Source organism: Tritonibacter sp. SIMBA_163, from assembly GCF_046535935.1.
Taxonomy (GTDB): Bacteria; Pseudomonadota; Alphaproteobacteria; order Rhodobacterales; family Rhodobacteraceae; genus Epibacterium; species Epibacterium scottomollicae.
The window spans coordinates 1-285 of the sequence record NZ_JAWJBP010000294.1 but is presented as its reverse complement, the minus strand read 5'-3'; the positions used below and the strand labels follow the sequence as shown (position 1 = coordinate 285).

At 55.1% G+C, this 285-nt stretch carries 1 protein-coding gene; it reads right to left on the bottom strand.

Going from position 1 to position 285, the window contains the following annotated elements:
* A partial coding sequence (locus R0J92_RS22455; RefSeq protein ID WP_411053287.1) for a hypothetical protein occupies nt 1-189 on the bottom strand: 189 nt, incomplete at its 3' end.
* Nucleotides 190-285: the final 96 nt, after the last annotated feature.

Sequence of the window (285 nt, the reverse complement as noted above, 5' to 3'; positions counted from 1 at the left end):
CAGATTGGTGCAGCCGGTCTCGAACAGCCGCTTTCGCGGCTGCTTGTATCTGGCTCGATTGATGCTGTAGCCGCCTTCGGTGACATCACGAACGGCGTTGTCCAGGGAGGTCTGTTTGAATCGAGACGAATCCTCCTTGGTTTTATCTGCCGTCGCACCGAAATTAGGCATGATTGGATAGCTGCTCATTACCGCATTGCCCCCTTCATAGAATCGCGGAAGTTGCCGGGGCGACTGATCGCCTTCAGCACAACGTCCAGAACATAGGTATCACCGTCGAACCGG